At 62.5% G+C, this 16,262-nt stretch carries 19 protein-coding genes and 1 tRNA gene; 16 read left to right on the forward strand and 4 right to left on the reverse strand.

What is annotated here, in order from left to right; genetic code table 11:
• Positions 1–113: 113 nt before the first annotated feature.
• Positions 114–314, reverse strand: a complete 201-nt coding sequence (gene thiS / locus AC5P5X_RS00795) for a sulfur carrier protein ThiS (RefSeq protein ID WP_005410812.1) — start codon at positions 312–314, stop codon at positions 114–116.
• 206 nt (positions 315–520) lie between these two features.
• Between thiS and AC5P5X_RS00800 the strand changes: the two genes are divergently transcribed.
• The 3 genes from AC5P5X_RS00800 to AC5P5X_RS00810 all read left to right on the forward strand — a co-directional run bounded on the left by AC5P5X_RS00800 (position 521) and on the right by AC5P5X_RS00810 (position 3,776).
• Positions 521–2,374: an autotransporter domain-containing esterase gene (locus tag AC5P5X_RS00800; RefSeq protein WP_043034314.1), complete on the forward strand. Its 1,854-nt coding sequence runs from the start codon at positions 521–523 to the stop codon at positions 2,372–2,374.
• A 115-nt stretch (positions 2,375–2,489) separates the two neighbouring features.
• Positions 2,490–2,563 (forward strand) — tRNA-Gly (locus tag AC5P5X_RS00805).
• Positions 2,564–2,750: 187 nt separating this feature from the next.
• Entirely contained in the window at positions 2,751–3,776 is a 1,026-nt protein-coding gene (locus tag AC5P5X_RS00810; protein WP_111118414.1) for a hypothetical protein, read from the forward strand.
• A gap of 62 nt (positions 3,777–3,838) precedes the next feature.
• On the opposite strand, the gene AC5P5X_RS00815 is transcribed toward AC5P5X_RS00810, so the two are convergent.
• Positions 3,839–4,369 carry a tyrosine-type recombinase/integrase gene (locus AC5P5X_RS00815; protein ID WP_258391098.1) on the reverse strand — a complete coding sequence of 177 codons (531 nt, stop codon included), beginning with the start codon at positions 4,367–4,369 and terminating at the stop codon, positions 3,839–3,841.
• Here AC5P5X_RS00815 and AC5P5X_RS00820 point away from each other — a divergent pair.
• From AC5P5X_RS00820 to AC5P5X_RS00840, 5 genes are all read left to right on the forward strand, one after another.
• Positions 4,334–4,858, forward strand: a complete 525-nt coding sequence (locus AC5P5X_RS00820) for an SPRY domain-containing protein (RefSeq protein WP_227415898.1) — start codon at positions 4,334–4,336, stop codon at positions 4,856–4,858. The two genes, AC5P5X_RS00815 and AC5P5X_RS00820, sit on opposite strands and share 36 nt — an antisense overlap.
• A 25-nt stretch (positions 4,859–4,883) precedes the next feature.
• Positions 4,884–5,030 (forward strand): hypothetical protein, encoded by a 147-nt coding sequence (locus tag AC5P5X_RS00825; RefSeq protein WP_181453535.1) that lies wholly within the window; start codon positions 4,884–4,886, stop codon positions 5,028–5,030.
• A 555-nt stretch (positions 5,031–5,585) separates the two neighbouring features.
• Entirely contained in the window at positions 5,586–6,032 is a 447-nt protein-coding gene (locus AC5P5X_RS00830; RefSeq protein ID WP_111189386.1) for a DUF6932 family protein, read from the forward strand.
• A complete protein-coding gene (locus AC5P5X_RS00835; protein WP_146257170.1) occupies positions 6,029–6,991 on the forward strand; it encodes a hypothetical protein in 963 nt (320 codons plus the stop codon). Before AC5P5X_RS00830 ends, AC5P5X_RS00835 begins: the two co-directional genes overlap by 4 nt.
• Before the next feature lie 108 nt (positions 6,992–7,099).
• The gene (locus AC5P5X_RS00840) at positions 7,100–7,603 is read left to right on the forward strand and encodes a hypothetical protein (protein WP_111189396.1); all 504 of its coding nucleotides are present in this window, start codon (positions 7,100–7,102) and stop codon (positions 7,601–7,603) included.
• Positions 7,604–7,816: 213 nt separating this feature from the next.
• On the opposite strand, the gene AC5P5X_RS00845 is transcribed toward AC5P5X_RS00840, so the two are convergent.
• Positions 7,817–8,428, reverse strand: coding sequence for a hypothetical protein (locus tag AC5P5X_RS00845; protein ID WP_111118413.1), 612 nt, complete (start codon positions 8,426–8,428; stop codon positions 7,817–7,819).
• Positions 8,429–9,001: 573 nt separating this feature from the next.
• Between AC5P5X_RS00845 and AC5P5X_RS00850 the strand changes: the two genes are divergently transcribed.
• Positions 9,002–9,406 carry a DUF805 domain-containing protein gene (locus tag AC5P5X_RS00850; RefSeq protein WP_005410810.1) on the forward strand — a complete coding sequence of 135 codons (405 nt, stop codon included), beginning with the start codon at positions 9,002–9,004 and terminating at the stop codon, positions 9,404–9,406.
• A gap of 74 nt (positions 9,407–9,480) precedes the next feature.
• Positions 9,481–10,635 (forward strand): hypothetical protein, encoded by a 1,155-nt coding sequence (locus tag AC5P5X_RS00855; RefSeq protein ID WP_111189385.1) that lies wholly within the window; start codon positions 9,481–9,483, stop codon positions 10,633–10,635.
• On the opposite strand, the gene AC5P5X_RS00860 is transcribed toward AC5P5X_RS00855, so the two are convergent.
• Complete coding sequence (locus AC5P5X_RS00860; protein ID WP_462362553.1) at positions 10,636–11,094, reverse strand: acyl-CoA thioesterase; 459 nt, start codon at positions 11,092–11,094, stop codon at positions 10,636–10,638.
• Here AC5P5X_RS00860 and rimK point away from each other — a divergent pair.
• From rimK to AC5P5X_RS00890, 6 genes are all read left to right on the forward strand, one after another.
• Positions 11,014–11,892 (forward strand): 30S ribosomal protein S6--L-glutamate ligase, encoded by an 879-nt coding sequence (gene rimK, locus AC5P5X_RS00865; RefSeq protein ID WP_005410807.1) that lies wholly within the window; start codon positions 11,014–11,016, stop codon positions 11,890–11,892. The two genes, AC5P5X_RS00860 and rimK, sit on opposite strands and share 81 nt — an antisense overlap.
• 246 nt (positions 11,893–12,138) lie before the next feature.
• Positions 12,139–12,615, forward strand: coding sequence for a hypothetical protein (locus AC5P5X_RS00870; protein ID WP_005410806.1), 477 nt, complete (start codon positions 12,139–12,141; stop codon positions 12,613–12,615).
• Positions 12,616–12,704: 89 nt separating this feature from the next.
• A complete protein-coding gene (locus tag AC5P5X_RS00875) occupies positions 12,705–13,175 on the forward strand; it encodes a hypothetical protein (protein WP_005410805.1) in 471 nt (156 codons plus the stop codon).
• A gap of 8 nt (positions 13,176–13,183) precedes the next feature.
• Entirely contained in the window at positions 13,184–13,861 is a 678-nt protein-coding gene (locus AC5P5X_RS00880) for a response regulator transcription factor (protein WP_111189384.1), read from the forward strand.
• Between the two features lie 4 nt (positions 13,862–13,865).
• Positions 13,866–15,194 carry a sensor histidine kinase gene (locus AC5P5X_RS00885; protein WP_005410803.1) on the forward strand — a complete coding sequence of 443 codons (1,329 nt, stop codon included), beginning with the start codon at positions 13,866–13,868 and terminating at the stop codon, positions 15,192–15,194.
• A 508-nt stretch (positions 15,195–15,702) separates the two neighbouring features.
• A complete protein-coding gene (locus AC5P5X_RS00890; protein WP_111189383.1) occupies positions 15,703–16,089 on the forward strand; it encodes a hypothetical protein in 387 nt (128 codons plus the stop codon).
• Positions 16,090–16,262 lie beyond the last annotated feature (173 nt).

Here is a 16,262-nt window from a genome sequence, read left to right on the forward strand (position 1 = left end):
GCAAGGCGGTGCTGTCCGCAGGAGGGCGAGGGTAGTGCCGGCCGCTGGCCGGCACATGCAGGGTGCCTGACAGCGTCGGATTGCCGGCCAGCGGCCGGCACCACCCGGAGGTCTCAGCCCCCGCCCAACGCGTGCACGATCTCCACCACGTCGCCTTCGGCCAGGACGTGCTCGCCGTGGCGGCTGCGGCTGACGATCTCGCCGTTGACCTCGACCGCCACCCGGCGCTGCAGCAACTGTTCGGCCTCGAGCAGGTCGTGGAGGGTTGCCGAAGCGGGCAGGGCGCGGGGTTCGCCATTGAGCTGGATGTTCATCCGTGCATTGTCGCCGATAGCCCGCCGGGATCGGAACACTTGCAAATTGAACGGGGCGCCAGCTCCGGCACAGCAGGTTTCCCGGCGATCGGGCGACAATCCATGCGGCGGCGCAGCGTGAGCAAAACGCGGCGCAGTGAAACCATTCACCGTGCGCCGGCGTACGTCCGCCGGGTCCTCAACGATATCCCCACAGGAGTTTTTTCATGCTGCTCAGCAAACGCCCGATCCGCACCCTGATGGCGGCCGCGATCGCGCTGGCCGCGCTTCCGGCCATGGCAGGCGAATCCCCGTATTCCAAGGCCGTGTTCTTCGGCGACAGCCTGACCGATGCCGGCTATTTCCGCCCGCTGCTTGATCCGGGCGTGCAGCCGGTCACCGGTCAGTTCACCACCAACCCGGGCTGGGTGTGGTCGCAGCAGGTCGCCAATTACTACGGCCTCAACGGCGGTGCCAACGGCAACGGCCAGAAGGGTGACAACTATGCTGTCGGTGGCGCCCGCGTATCGGTCGACGAAGCGGGTGGCCTGGGTGCCATTCCGTCGCTGAAGTCGCAGGCCGCCCGTTACCTTGCCGCAAATGGCGGCAAGGCTGACGGTAACGCGCTGTACACCGTCTGGGGAGGCGCCAATGATCTGTTCGCGGCCACCCGTGCGGCGGCAGGCGGCGCGTCCCAGGCCCAGGTGCAGGGCATCATCGGCGCAGCGGTCACGGACCAGATCGCACTGGTGGGGGCACTGAAGCAGGCCGGCGCCCAGTACGTGCTGGTTCCGAACCTGCCGGACGTGGGCATCACTCCGCAGTTCCGTGGTCCCAATGCCGCCGCCGCCACCGCACTGTCGGCCGGCTACAACAAGGCCCTGTACGGTGGCCTGAAGCAGGCCGGCATCGAGTTCATCCCGCTTGATACCTTCAGCATCCTGCGCGAAGTAACCGCCAACCCGGCGATGTACGGCTTCACCAACGTCACCAGCACCGCCTGCAAGATCGATCCGAACAACGCCACTGCAAGCATCATTGGCTGCAACCCGACCAGCTACGTCAGCCCGGATGCGGCCAACACCTATCTGTTCGCCGATGGCGTGCATCCGACCACGGCGGGCCACCAGCTGCTGGGCCAGTACGCGGTCTCGGTGCTGGAAGCCCCGCGCCTGCAGCAGGTGCTGAGCCACTCGGCACAGACCATCGGTCGTTCGCGTGCCGATCAGGTCAGCATGCACCTGGGCGGTCGTCCGGCCGACGGCCTGTCCTGGTGGGGCGGCGTCCGCGGTGACCTGCAGCGCTACGACCACGCGGATCTGTACGACGGCCTGGCGCCGGCCGGCCTGTTCGGCATCGACTGGGCGCGCGACGGCATGGTGGTCGGCGGCTTCGCTGGCTTCGGCCGCCTCAACGCCGACTTCGGCAACAGCCGTGGCGATTTCACCCAGAAGGACACCACCGCCGGCCTGTTCGCCGGCTGGTACGGCGATCGCATCTGGGTGAACGGCCAGGTCAGCTACACCTGGCTGTCGTATGACGTGAACCGCAAGGTCCAGCTCGGCCCGGCCACTCGCGAGCACGGTGGTTCGCCGGACGGCAGCAACCTGACCGCCGCCTTGAACGCCGGTTACGAGTTCGGCACCGAAGGCGGCTTCCGTCACGGCCCGATCGCTTCGGTGATCTGGCAGAAGGTGAAGATCGATGGTTACACCGAAAGCGCTGCGGCCGGCACCCTGGCCACCGCGCTGGGCTACGACCGCCAGAACGTTGATTCGACCGTTGGTCGCATCGGTTGGCAGGCCCGCTTCGATGGCGGCACCCTCAAGCCGTACGCGCAGCTGACCTACGACCATGAGTTCGAAGACACCAAGCAGGGCAGCGCGTGGCTGCAGACCCTGCCGGAACTGGGCAGCTACCGTGTGCCGGGCCTGAAGTTCGACAAGGACTACGCGACCGTCGTGCTGGGCGCCCGCACCGAACTGTTCGGGCTGCAGAGCAACTTCGGCCTGAGCGCTTCGGCCGGGCAGAAGCGTGCCCAGGACGCAACGCTGTTCGCCAACTTCAGCGGCACCTTCTAAGCAGAAACCAGGCGGGGCCGGCCCTCTCGGCAACGAGAGGGCTTTGACCCCCGGCCTGATGCGATGGGCACCATTGCGCAACACGGGGCCCAGCGCATAGACTTTCCACCGCAACGCGGGCGTAGCTCAATGGTAGAGCTGTAGCTTCCCAAGCTACTGACGTGGGTTCGATTCCCATCGCCCGCTCCATGTCGCGCAACGGGTTTCGGAAAGCGATACGCTCCGCAATCCATAGGATGCTCCGCAAATGTATGTGTGGAGCGGTCGGAAGCTAGGTTGACTCAGTTCGCTTGGTGGGCGGCAGAGTTCTCGCCGCGCTGCTCGGCGCCACAAGTTGTGCGAATTCACTCTGGACCAGGATGTTCCTGAGAGACTTATGAGCGACGAGAGCAACGGTGTTGGCGATTTCTTGAAGGATCTGCGCGGCGCTTGGAGCAATCGGATAGCGAATCCACTGATCGGTTCGTTTGCTCTAAGTTGGGCGGCAGTCAACTATAGGGCAATAGTAGTTTTGCTCGCCGGATCTTCGTTTGAAGAGAAATTTGCGTATATCGATTCCGACTTGTATCCGAATTTTTCATATGCATTATTGAAGTGCTTTGTACTTCCGCTGACCTTTGCGCTGCTCTATATTTACGCTTTGCCCAGGCCGACGGAGCGAGTTTATCAGCGTGCTTTGGAGCATCAGCGAGAGTTAAACAATATTGCGAAGAGTGTCGCTGATGAGAAGCTCCTCAGTGCAGCCGAGTCTGCAGCGCTTATGGAGCGCGCAGAGAAAATGATCGCTGAGGCAAGGGCTGATGCTGCGGAGAAGGTCGAGAAAGCTAACAATGAACTTACGGCCGCGCTCACGCTTGCGGATGAGCAAACTGCACGGGCTGCTAAGGAACTGGGCTCCGTCGCCCGTTTGGTGCAGACGCACGAAGCTGAACTTGCCGCGCGTGATTCCGAGTTAAATCGTAGGCTTAGTGAAATTGCGGAAAAAAACAGGTTCGAGGTCCAGCAATTTAAAACGATGGCAGAGGCTTCGGATCGGCGGGCTGCCAGCTTGAGTTGGGCGCTAACTTTTGAGCGAGCAATTAGTGCCTCGCATGAGGAAGCTTCGTCAAATTTGATGGCGCGCCTCTTCGATCTCCTTACAGCTAAGCAGGTAACCCTTTTCGTCGGCTCCATGGAATTCGGTTCCATTAAATTCACAAAGGAATACGGGTTCATCGATTCGCAAGGATTAGAGACGAGAGATTGGCTTTCGTGGACCCTTTCTGATCGAGGACGAATTGCGGTGTATGATTCTAGTGATCGTGAGGTGGCATCGTTCTTGTGGCGGCCCCGTGAAAGGCGCTGGCATGGTACGACCTCCGGTCGGGATGCCCAGCTCGTTGCGCAGGCTCCCACGGAATAGGTGCTCGCTTTGAGTTGTTTTGTTCTTGCTTAGTACTAGTCGGTGCGATCGCAGTGTTTTTCCTATCGAGTAGGTGTCGCCTTCGCCCCTCTTCTTTTGCGCACGTAGATTTCGGTCGTGGTGACGGACGAATGGCCAAGCTGGGCCTGCGCCTCGCGAATGTCCTTTGCCGAATAGGCCTTGTCCGTACCCGCCTTGGCGCGGAGATCTCGGAATTGGAACTCTCCCTTCGTAATGCCCGCCGCCTCCCTGGCCTTGTCGAACCGGTAGCGCAACGCTGCGCGGCCGAGAGCCAGGCCGTCGTCGTCCACGATCAGCCGCGTGCTGTAGACCTTCTCTCGCCCGTTCGGGCACTGCTCCTCCTTACGTTTTACAATGCGCTCGAGCAGCGCAGCCAGCTCGCCTGTGATCTCCAAAGTGACCCGGTTGCTGGTCTTCGACTGCTGGATCACCAGGCCGCGAGCTGAGACCTGCCGCACGTCCATCGCCCACACATCGCCAACGCGCTGCCCGGTCAGGTAGGCCAGGTCCATGGCGTCGCGCAGGGCTGCATCGGCGTGGGCGTAGACAGCCTTGAACGCGTCATCGTCCACGTAGACATCGCGACCGGCTTCCTTATTCCGCCGGATGCCCTCACACGGGTTCGGCAGGTCGCCGCCACGCCCATTGGCCCGTTACTCGCTGCGCGAGATGGCGGGCTTACCCTGGCCACCACCGGCGCCACCACGCTGGCCAGCCACTCGCGCTCCGACTTCGGCCTTGATGCCGGCACGGTGGGCGTGGAGTTTGCCGTGTGGGGCGATGACGCCGTTGCAGCCCTCGTAGGCTTCGCCACCGGCCCCGCAGCGCTGAACAAGGCGCTGGGTGCGGACCTCGCCAGCATCGGCTGGGATCTCGCGGCCGGGCGCCTGCTGCAGGCGGGCGGTGCGATCGCCACTGGCCTGCCGACAGCGACCCACGGCGACATTGTCGGGCTGCAGGTGGTGTTCTCGACCCCTCGCCAGCTGCGGCTATACCTCAACGGCGCGCAGATCCTGGTGCGCGAGCTGCAGCTGTCCGGGCCGCTGTTCTTCTCCAAGTGATCCACTCAAGGGCATCGCGCCCAGCATGCTGCAGTCCGATCTGATGACGGCTGGGCGGCTCCAGGCGAACTACCTCAATGAGCAGATGGGCCGGCAAGTGGCCGGCGGTTGTCTGCTGATCGGGTTCTTGCAGCAGGGCCAGGCTGCGGTGAAGGACCTGGGACCGATCTGAGGATTTGGGCTGGGGAGCTGGACGAATCGGCCGCACATGGCAGCAGCCTACCGCCGCCAGGAGTGGGCGCCGCGTATACGGATACACTTCCGACAGTTCTCAGCGAGCGACGCCATGGCCAGAGTCGATAAGGGCACGACTAAGATCGGCTTCATCAACCCGAATGGTCAGAAGAACGTCCGAGCCACAGGTCTGCCCGGAACGGATCATGGCCAGAGCATCTATGTGCTGCACTGCCAGTTCTGCGGGGAGAGCTACGGGGCCAACGGAAGCGACATCCACCTGCGCAAGTGCCCAGCATGCCAAGGTGGTCGGCCCGGGTTGCCCTTTGGTCATGCGTAGATCTTCGCCGACCTGTGGTCGAGCCGTTGCCCGATGGTGCCATCCAGGCAGAGCAGGCACCCTGACGTTGCCGGATCCGGATCCGGATCCGCAGGCCGCTCGGCTTGGGGCGCGCGTGGGCATCGCTATGCACAACCTGTGCGGATGACACAACAGATGGTGCGCAATAACGTAAATTAGGGTAAAACTTGCCCATCAAGGACGGGGGGTTGCATGTCGAAGATGGATTTCACTCCGCTTTTCCCAGCGGGGTTTCACAATTTGGACTGGCAGAAACTTGTAGAGCTGTGCGTGGACCCGTTTCCAACTTCGACAAGGCGCCCGAAGCTCTGCGCTCAGTTGAATGATTTCATCTCAGAGCTGCGCGCTATGGGGCTGCTTGGAAAGCTATGGATTGACGGTTCCTTCGTGACTGAAAAAATGGAGCCCGGGGACGTTGATGTTGTATTCGTTCCTGACCCTCTTTGTAAAAATGAGTTCACGGCCAACTTGTCTAGGATTGACGCTCTCTTTCATAGACAGGAAGCTAAGGCTAAGTACAACTGTCACGCCTTTATCGTTAATCCCAATTCAGCGGATTCGCTTGCTTATTGGCGTGGTCTCTTTGGCTTCTGCCATGACACTGTTACTCCTAAGGGCTTGGTGGTGCTCAGCCTATGAATAGGATCGCTTCCATCGAAAAGATGCTCGAGGCAGCGCGGCAGTCGCTGGCCGATCAGCGACAGGCTGAGGCTGAATCTGAAGATGTTTTCGCTGCGGCTTCTCTAAATTCCATGCAAGTTCATGTGGCAGAGTTGCAGCATGATCTTGCTTTGGCAAAGGCTGAGCATGGCAAGCAAGTTCTGTCGTTTAAATTGAATGGGCCGCGACTTAATGATGGCTCTATTCCTCTCCATCTGCTGTCCCGGTTGTCGAGTTTAATCGAGCGATCAATGGGATACGCGTCTTACCGAATTCAGAATGGACGTGAGGCTACCAGGCGAATCCCTGAAGAAATTAGGCGGACCCTCGATCTCAGGTTGGCGGATGTGGCGATGGGGTCCACGGAACTTGTGATTACTGGCAACACGTCGCCTGACCTCACCGGTGAGTCACTGCTAGAAAACAGCCTTTCGACAGTGTTTCGGGTGCTAAACGCTGAGCCAACCAGCGTAGCGCAAGAGGCTGCTGAGGCAGGCTCCATGGCATCTCGGATGATTGCTCGTATGCTCACGGAACTTGAGGCGGAGAACTGCACTGTAGACATGGTGTGGACAGACTCGGCTGATCGAGTTCATCGCTGGACGGCCGCTCCGGAGCGCGTTGCTTTGGTTCGGCAGAATCTGCAGCTAGTGACTGTTCGTCCTCCAGAGACGTTCGCTGTTGTTGGTGCCGTTACGCTACTCAGTGCCAGTGGCCGGATTGAGGTGATGGATGATGACGGCAGGAAAATTTCTGCCAAGTTCCCGAGAGATCTGTTTGATCGAGTTAGGCATTTGAAGCTTGGTCAGCGGCTGAGCTTTAGCTTTGAAAGAACCACGACTACCAATGTCAGTGTGGGGCAGACTTTGGAAGACTACACGCTCCTTGGTTTTTCTTTTGGAGACGAATTGGGTTCGATCGAGTATTTAACTGAATGATGGTTGGAGGTGCTGCTTTGCTTGAGGAATTCTGTAGCACTGAATGATTCAACATTGCAGCCCTGCTTTGTCGCAATCTTTGAGACGCTCGGCCGTATCCTTCCGGCCATGCGCTCTCCCCACGGCTTCCGCACCGCCCCGATTTCCTCTGGCTGGGTCCAGACCGGCGAGCGCTGGGCGCTCTGGTACAACGGCCGGGAAACGGCGAACGTCACGCTCGATGGCGGTCCTGGCGTCCGGCTGTGGATGGAGGGCCAGAAGATGTGGCACACCAAGGAAGCGCGCGCCGCCAACGTCCGACAGGCGAAGCGCTACGCCGAGCGCTGGTGCGCAGCCCGGCTGTATCCCGAGCTGCCTCTGCGTGAGGCCGTTGCCCGGCTGACCGACAGCACGCCGATCCAGTTGCCCCCGCCACTGCCCAGCCTGCCGCCGACCCGTGAGCAGCGGCAACAGGCCCGGCGCCTGGCTGAGGCCGGAGCGAAGGAGGTCGAGCGGATCAAGGCGGCGCTGGAGCCGCGCAAGCCGCCAGCAGAGACCAAGCCCCGAGCGAGGGACGTCCGCAGCAAGGCGTGGGTGAGGGGCAGGCTGGAGCATCTGCGCCGCGGTGTTTGACCACCTAGCCTCCAGAAAACGTCTGCATAGCTCCTTGCGACACAAGGGCTACGTCATGTTTGCTCCAGAAATCAGTTCAATGCAAGTCTTGATTCGCCTCCATAGTCAGGCAGACTTCTAAGCCGCTCTCGGATCCTCGCTGGGTCAGCGCAAAGGACGAGCTGGAGCTGAGCTTCTCCAGTCAAGTGCAACTGATACTGGCGGCGTTCCCAGTCAGAATTTGCCTTTTTTCTTATCTTCTTTGAACTGCTCGGCAATTTCGCTGACCTTTGCCTCTAGCTGACGCCCGATGTTCGTCATGTACTCGACGTGCCCTTTGAGTTTTTCAAGTTCTTGCTCCAAGTCCGATACTGGCATTAGTCCATACTGCATGTTCGCTTCTTCATGCTCTTCAAATCTTGGCGCGCCATCTGGAATCTTTTGGCCAGCTAGATTTGCTGTGAAGAAAATATAGTGGTCGTGACCCGGTACTCGGCGGCCGGACCAATGAGCAAACATGTGCCTAATCGTTCGGTGCATGCCTAAGATCTCAGCTACTTTGCTCAACCCTTCCGACACATCTTTGTTCCAAACGCAGTCAGCAGCGTGGCGCTTGAGGTGTTCGATGGTGTCTTTATCGTTGAGTTTCGAAGCGTATGAGGTGGGTTCTCCCGACTGAATTTGTTCCAGCAGGTTGATGATCCGCCGTGCCTCAAAATCTGCGAAGCAGTAGGTCTGAATGAACAGTCCTATCCTAAAATAATCATCTCTTTCAAGAGGGGTGGTGTCGTTGAGTACATGTCGCAACGACTTTCTTGCCTGTTCCAGTTTTTTCATTTCATCCATTGTCGCCTCCTGGCCTGGGTTCGGATGTGGGCGCGCTGGGCTGCGGCTGGGCGCCCGGAGGGCGAGCATACCTCAGCACCTGCAGCGGGGTGCCTGAGAGCACCTAGCCCGCTCCGCAATCGCTCCGGATGTTGCGTTTTTTCCGGCATAACTGAGCCCGCAGCATGGTGTATTGCGGAGTGGGAATTATAATTAAGCCGTTGAGTTTTAAGGATTACTTAAGAGCTTCCCAAGCTACTGACGTGGGTTCGATTCCCATCGCCCGCTCCATGTCTCCAGCGGTCTGTATCAGGCAGACGCTCCGCGATATCCGAACCCCGCTTTTCCGCGCATGGATCCCGGTCGAGATGCCCGGTGAATGCCAGGGCTGGACGTCGCTTCGCAAACATCCCTCGGCCGGATCGGTCGTGTCCGAATGCATCCTTGCGCATAGCCTGCAGGACAGGAATTCCCCTGCCCCAGCGCTGTGGCCTCCCGGGCCCGGTCGAGCTGCGGGGTTCAGTTGATGCTTGGCTTCGCAATGCTAGAAGATCGTCAGCTGTTGACGCCCAACATCCGTTGCCCGGAGCGTGAATGATCGCTGCACTTGTGCCCATCAGGCGATGCTTTGATTTTTCCGGACGATCCGACCGGCGGGAGTTCTGGTCGTATTCGCTGCTGGCCGGGTTCGTGATGGCGGTGAGCTACAGCGTGATGGATCGCGGTTACTGGCTGGTCGGGTACCTGTCGTTGGATTGGGAAACGTCCGAGATCCTGTGGAAGGTGGGATGGGTCATGACCGTCTGCGCTGTCTTCGTCTTCCTGCCTCCGATGCTGGCCCTGACCGTGAGGAGATTGCACGATATCGACGAGTCAGGCTGGTACACCGTGATCGCGTTCATTCCCTTGGGGGTGTTCGTCCTCTTTCCGGTCATGCTGCTTCCCGGGAGCGAGGAAGAGAATCGATTTGGCGCCGTTCCAGGAGCGCAGGATGCTTGAACCGGCATCGGCCGCAATCGATCGGATCGGCATTGAAGACGTCGACGGTTCGCTGGGGCGCCTCTCTCATCCGCATGTCCCTTGATCGAACCGCCCTGCGGCGCTACACCCAGTGGTTGCCGTTCCTGGCCCTGGTCGCCGTCTGTGTGGCCTGGTGGTCGCCTCTGGGAGTGATTGTCGGCCTTGCCGTGTGCCTTGCGTTGGGGGGCGCGCTGCAGCGAATCGATCTGGTCGGCAATGCCGTGGGCGGCTCACGACTGCGCTCGCGATCGATGAAGCCCTTTGCCGAACGGCCGCCCGCACATGATGTGCTGTTGGATTGGGGCGAGCTGGGCATGGGCGGACCGGCGTACAGCACGCAGATGCTGCGCGATGGCGCCATCGTCGAAGGTGTATCCACTGGAGGCAGTCGTGATGCCAGCGGTGAATGGCTGGACCTGCCGGGAAGCGCGCTGCGCCTGGCCAGCGGGTATGTTGATCGATGCGAAGCAGTGATCGTCTACGACGAGCGCCAAAAGACGGTGCAGGTGCTTGCGGCTGACCCCGGCCAGTTCCGGCAGCAGCTGGGCGAGCGCCTGCAGACCGATGGGGAGGTGGGGGCGGCGGCGTGGCTGCGCAGCCAGTCCGGCGGCGTGACCCAGCTGCATTCCTGCCGAGGCCTATGGCTGGAGCACGGCCATCCGGCGCTGGCCGCCGGATTGCCGCGGGAGCTGAGGCACGTCCTGCCTGATGCCCGGGTGCTGCGCGCGGTCCCACTGCTTCCCGATGATCTGCGCGTGACTGCGCATCCGGCCCTGTTCGCGTGCATTTGCCCGTATGCCCTTTACCTTGACGAGACCTCCAGTGGTCGCCATGCCTGTGATCTGGAGACCGTGATCGCGAGCCCGTCGGGACGCTGCCTGGTGGTGGCCGGCAGTGTGCTTGATGAGAACCTGCGACCCATCGAGGGCGTGTGGCTTGTCTGCTGGCAGGGTCGTTGGCAAGCCTTTGCCCGTCAAGCGATGGGGGGCTTCGGTAAGGCCCGGAGCATGGCCTGGATCAATGTGATCGATGCTGACGATGACGGCACACTGCAGTGCGAAGCCTATGAGGAACGCTGGGAGTTCGATGCCGTCCATCGATACCCCACGCGCCACACAGCCTTGGAGCTGCCTGTGGAATGGCGGGAAACCGGGTTGGCTCTGCGCGCCCGGGATGGGCGCTTCAGGCTGCGCCTTCCCTCGCGCTGATCAGGCCTCGGCGGCGCGCGCGCTCGTTTCCCGCAGCGACTGTGCATATTCCTCGGTGAACAGCCCCGACAACGCCTGGCGCTGCTCCGCATCGATCTCGCGCGAGGCGTTGGCCGTGTAGTCGAAATGAACCATCACGCAGCGGCCGCTGGCTACCAGGGCCTCGAACTGGAACGCCTGCTGCACGATCGACAGCGAGGAGCGGCCAATGCTCTCGATCCGGGTCTCGATGCGCACTTCGTGTCCCGCCTGTATCTGCTGCAGGAAGTCCATCTCGTAGCGACGCAGGATCAGCGCCAGGTCGCGCACGCCGCAGGGCATCATCCACCCGCCACACGCCCGCGCTATGCTGCGCGCCTGCCGCCCGATCCTGCCGCGATGAAGCTCGCCATCCTGTCCCGCAACAGTTCCCTGTATTCCACCCGCCGGCTGGTCGAGGCGGCGCGCGCGCGCGGCCACACCGTGCGCATCCTCGATCCGCTGCGCTGCTACATGCGCATTGCCGCCGATGGCTTTTCGATGCATTACAAGGGCCGGCCGATGACCGGCGTGGACATGGTCATCCCGCGCATCGGTGCCTCGATCACCCGCTATGGCACGGCCGTGCTGCGCCAGTTCGAACTGATGGGTGCACGCACCCCGAATCCGTCCGACGCGATCCTGCGTTCGCGCGACAAGCTGCGCGCACACCAGCTGCTGGCGGCCAAGGGCATCGACATGCCGGTCACTGTGTTCGGCGACAACCCCGACGACACCGTCGACCTGTTGTCCATGCTGGGCCCACCGCCGCATGTGGTGAAGCTCAATGAGGGTACCCAGGGGCGCGGCGTGATCCTTACCGAGAAGGCCAGCGCCTCGCGCGGCATTGTCGAGGCCCTGCGCGGGTTGTACGCCAATTTCCTGATGCAGGAATTCATCGGCGAGGCCAAGGGCGCCGACCTGCGCTGCTTCGTGGTCGGTGACCAGGTGGTTGCCTCGATGCAGCGGCAGGCGCCGGAAGGTGACTTCCGCTCCAACCTGCATGCCGGGGGTACGGCGGTGGCGGCCAAGGCCAGCCGTGCCGAGCAGCAGGTGGCGGTGCGGTCGGCCAAGGCGCTGGGACTGTCGGTGTGCGGGGTGGACCTGATCCGCTCCGCGCGCGGCCCGCTGGTGCTGGAGGTCAATTCAACGCCGGGGCTGGAAGGGATCGAGGCCGCCTGCGGGGTGGACGTGGCCACGCGCATCATCGAGCACGTCGAGAAGCTTAAAAAACCCTGAGTATTCAGTGGCTTGAGATTCTCACGGGCGGATGAGGCCGGCTTTAACAAGCCTTTAATCGGCCCACGCGTAGGCTTCAGCGAACCGCAGCTCTGCCTCTCAGCAGGATCGGTATCGGGATACAACTTCAGACCCAGGCGGGGGCACCGCCTGGGTCTTTTTTATGCCTGCCCGCTGTCCCTTGTGGAGGTGGCGTGACGGCCGTAGAGTGGCCCCCATCGTTCCTGGATGGATCGGAGGCTGGCGATGTACCGCATCACGATGATCGCGTTGTTGCTGGGCCTGGCCGGATCTGCTGCGGCCAAGCCGGAGAAATCCGTTGTGCAGATGGACCGGCAGTCGCCGGTGGCCGAGCAGGTGCGCCAGGTCGAAAAAGCCCTGGATGATGGCGATTACAGCGAGATTTCCGCTGATGACCGCAGCACCGTGCGCGAAGCGCTGGCCCGGATCACCGCGCGGATGGGCGGCCACCAGAGCGTGCAGGAACTGCCGCCGCAGGTGCAGGGGGAGGTCTTCAACGACCAGGAGCGGATCAATACCCTGCTCACCCGTGCCCACGAGGACAGCCGGCAGATCTGCCAGCACACGCGCAGCACCGGCAGCAACATGCCCAAAAGCCGCTGCCTGACGGTGGCCGAGCGCCGCCGGATCGAGGAAAAGGGCAAGGCGCTGTTGAACGACCAGCGCACCTTCAACAACTTCAACCCTGCCAGCTCGCGGTAGGGCTTCCGCTGCCCCGACCATTGGCACTTGCTGGCGTGAAGGGGGTGCGAATAGAGTCGGGATTCGCCACAGACAAGGATTTGTTTGCCATGAAACAGGCTTTGATGTCGGCCGTCCTGTTGTCAGGACTCGCCCTGGTCAGTACCGCATCGGCATCCAGGGGCAAGGACGTGTTCGTGCCCGGCCAGCCGCTGCAGCAGCAGATCGCGCGTATCGAGGTGGAGCTCAAGGACGGCGAAACCTATTCGGAACTCAAGCAGGACGAGCGCACCCGCGTCAACGACGCCCTGGCACGCATGCGCGCAGCGGTGGAGCAGTACCCGGCACGCGATTCCATGCCTGAACCGGTGCAAACCCAGGTCTTCAACGATCAGCAGGTCGTGAACACGGTTTTGACACAGGCGCGTGAAGATAGTCGTCTAATATGCCAACGTGAAAAGCCCATCGGTTCCAACCGGACCACGACGCAGTGCATGACCGTTGCCGAGCGCGCTCGGCAGAAGGAACGGGCACAGCAGGACATGAGGCAGGTCATGCGCGCCGGCAGTACAGTCAATTAGAGGTGACAGTGAGAATCCTGGTAATCGAAGACAACAGCGACATTGCGGCCAACCTGGGCGACTATCTGGAGGACCGGGGGCATACGGTGGACTTCGCGGCTGACGGGGTCACCGGCCTGCATCTGGCCGTGGTGCACGAGTTCGACGCGATCGTGCTGGATCTCAACCTGCCAGGCATGGACGGCATCGAAGTCTGCCGCAAGCTGCGCAATGAAGCGCGCAAGCAGACCCCGGTGCTGATGCTGACGGCCCGCGATTCGCTGGACAACAAGCTGGCCGGCTTCGATTCCGGTGCCGATGACTACCTGATCAAGCCGTTCGCGCTGCAGGAAGTGGAAGTGCGTCTGACCGCCCTGTCGCGCCGCGGCAAGGGCGTGCAGACCCGCGTGCTGGAAACCGGCGACCTGGAATACAACCTGGATACGCTGGAAGTGCGCCGCCAGGGCAAGCTGCTGCAGCTCAACCCGACCGCGCTGAAGATCCTGCAGGCGCTGATGGAAGCGGCACCCGCGGTGGTGACCCGCCAGGAGCTGGAAACCCGCGTGTGGGGCGAGGAACTGCCCGATTCGGATTCGCTGCGCGTGCATATCCATGGCCTGCGTGCGGTGGTCGACAAGCCGTTTGAAGTGCCGCTGATCCAGACCCGCCATGGCATCGGATACCGCATCGCCACCCCGGAAGCCTGATTCCGTGGCAGCCAAGGGGGAGCGCCGGCGCACGCCATACCGGCGGCGCCTGCGCAGCCGCATCATCGTCTCGTTCGTGTTGTTGGGCTTCTGCCTGACGACACTGTTCGCGTTCGCCACCAACTGGGCCCGCATGCGGGTGGAAAACCAGTTGGTGGAAGACGTGATCAACCACAACATCGAAGAGTATGCGCGGCGCTTCTACGAGCATCCGGGGCGCAATCCGGCAGTGCCCGTGCAGCAGATCCGGGCGTACGCCTACTCGGCTGACAAGTTCGACAAGGCCCGCGAGTCGTGGCCGCAGTGGGCCGACCTGCAGAACGGCAATTACAACCTCAGTGGCACCGACGAGCAGGGGCAGCCGTATGCCTACAAGCTGGCGGTACGCAAGGCCGACGACGCCTGGTTCTTCCTCGCCTATGACATGACCGACAGCGTGCGCGGCGGCAAGCAGCTCAACCGCGCGCTGGTGTTGTCGGTGCTGGTGTTCAGTGTGCTGTCGCTTGTGCTGGGCTGGTGGTCGGCCTCGAAGGTGATGAAGCCGGTATCGGACCTGGCGGCCCGCCTGCGCGCCTACCGGGGGGGCACCAGCGAGCCTGAGCCGCTGGCACCGCGCTTCCCCGACGACGAAGTGGGCCAGCTGGCCCAGGCGCTGGACGACTACTCCTCGCGGCTGACCGAAGTGGTGCAGCGCGATCGCGAGTTCAATGCAGACGTCAGCCATGAACTGCGCACGCCGCTGGCAGTGATCCGCGGTGCCACCGAGCTGCTGCTGACCCGGCCCGGCCTGGACGAGAAGGTGCTGCAGCGCCTGCAACGTATCCAGCGTGCCGAGCAGCAGTGCAGCGACCTGATCGGCGCACTGCTGCTGCTGTCGCGCAACGAGCGCGGGCAGGGCACCAGCAACGTGGCCCGCGTGGCCGAGCAGCTGCTGGATGCGCACCGCGCGCAGCTGGGTGGCAAGCCGCTGGAGCTGCTGCTGGAAGGCGAGCGCAACCTGGTGATCGATGCACCCGAGGCGGCGCTGTCGGTGGCGTTGGGCAACCTGATCGGCAACGCGGTGAAGTACTCGCAGGATGGCGAAGTACGCGTCTTCGTGGGTGCCAATTCGGTGTCGGTGACCGACAGCGGCCCGGGCCTGAGCGAGGAAGATGCGGCCAAGCTGTTCCAGCGTGGCTACCGCGGCACGCACGCTGGTCATTCGCAGGGCGGCGGCATCGGCCTGTCGATCGTCAGCCGTCTGTGCGACCTGTACGGCTGGCAGGTGAGCGTGCGCCCCGGTGGCGAGCGTGGCGTGATCGCCACCCTGACGTTCTCGCCGAAGCCACTTTAAGGGCCCTGCTTTGGTGGGTGCCGACCTTGGTCGGCACGAACCCTGCCGACCTTGGTCGGCACGAACCCTGCCGACCTTGCATCGCGCGCTGTGTCGCTTGTGCCACCAAATCCCCCTCGCGCGATGATCGGGCCTCAGGCCCAACACGACACCACCGTGATCGCTGCCGCGCCCTGCGCGTGTTCCAGCGCACGCATTGGCAAGCCCGCGCCGCACTTGGGAATTTCCTTACAGATCGCCGCGTGCGGCGATGGCCTGATGACCTGGCCGGGGCAGGTGCCTTGGCCGGGATTGGCGTCCTGAAAAAAACCAACATTCAGCAAACTTCCGGCTGGCGTCGGCCTGTCGTGGAAAATGCACCGCGTGCCTTGTTTCGGCGGGCGGTGCGTGGGGATTCGTCAGAATCCGCTGGAGTCTTTTTGCTGATTGTTGGGTCTCCGGTACGCCAACCCGCACCGTCCGCCACCTTGCATCTGCAGGTGGCCTGCCGACTGCGAGGAGCTCCACCATGTCCACCCGCCCGCTGTTCCCCCAGCTGCACGCCCTGATCGGCGACGCCGCCCACCTGCTGCCTGCCGACGTCGCCGAGCGTGTCGAAGTTCTGCTGGATGACCCCAAGGACCTGCTGCCTGCCCTGCTGGCGCGCATGGATGGCCGCGACGCCGCCGACGGCCAGCCGCTGGATATGCAGGGGGCCAGCCTGGCGCAGGCAGCCACGATGGCAGGCCTCAGCCGCACGCTTGCCGGTCTGAATACCCTGATCCAGCTACTGCACGCCGCCGAACTCGCGCGAGAGCAGGGCGGTGTGCACCAGCAACTCAATCCCGATGTGGTCGACGGCCTGCTGCTCGGCGCGCGCGAACTCGCCCGCTACGCCCGCCTGCAGCTGGAGTAGATCCACGCCACGCATGGACGCGCTTCGGTAGTGCCGGCCGCTGGCCGGCAATCGAATCGACCAGTAGATCCACGCCACGCGTGGATGCGCTTTGGTAGTGCCGGCCGCTGGCCGGCAATCGAATCGGCCAGTAGATCCACGTCACGCATGGATGCGCTTCGGTAGTGCCGGCC

The organism is Stenotrophomonas sp. YJH_SMC_91, assembly GCF_059368495.1.